A 596-nucleotide genomic window follows, 5' to 3' on the forward strand; every position below is an offset into this window, starting at 1 on the left:
CCAGGCCATCCCGTCGACAGGATCAGCGTTGCGGGAAGTGTGGCGGTCCCCGGGGCAGAACTGGTGTGTGGGCAGACTTGGGCCAGACGGTTGGGGCCAGTTCTCCTGGCTGATGGACGGCGCTGGAACGGCGTGGCGTCACCCTGACGCGGTAAGGACGTTGTGCAGAGTGTGGAATAGACGCAACTACTTGAGGAGCTCGCCGACGCGGTGGCGGTCCGCAATGGTTATGTGGCCAGCCTACGCAACGCCAGCACGCACGTCACCGAGCTGACCGCGCAGGCGATCGCAGCTGGCGCCCCCAGCCCGTCCCTCGCCAGCATCTTGGCCACCTTGGAACCGGCCGTCTCGCAGCACTGGCCGCACGCATACAGGAGCATCCCGTTGACACGTCGCCGCGGTCGGAGTGCACAGCCTCGCCAGCCACCAGAGCCGGACAGGCAGATGGCAGCCCGGAGATCGTCCGCCAGCTCCTGGATGCCTTCGCCGCGGATCTTCACGTCCCCTTGGCGACCGGTTGGCTGGAGTGGTGGAAGGTCGCTCGAACGGAGTAGCTCCGGAACCGAGATCGCGGTCTCCACTTTCTCCTGCTGTAC

Annotated in this window: 1 protein-coding gene; it reads right to left on the bottom strand. The window is 66.3% G+C overall.

Annotated elements, in window-relative coordinates:
- Window positions 1-227 precede the first annotated feature (227 nt).
- Window positions 228-596, bottom strand: a 369-nt coding sequence (locus NQU54_RS48770; RefSeq protein WP_257636681.1) for a hypothetical protein, incomplete at its 5' end; no start/stop codon positions are given.

Source organism: Streptomyces malaysiensis subsp. samsunensis (assembly GCF_024519315.1).
Classification (GTDB): Bacteria; Actinomycetota; Actinomycetes; order Streptomycetales; family Streptomycetaceae; genus Streptomyces; species Streptomyces malaysiensis.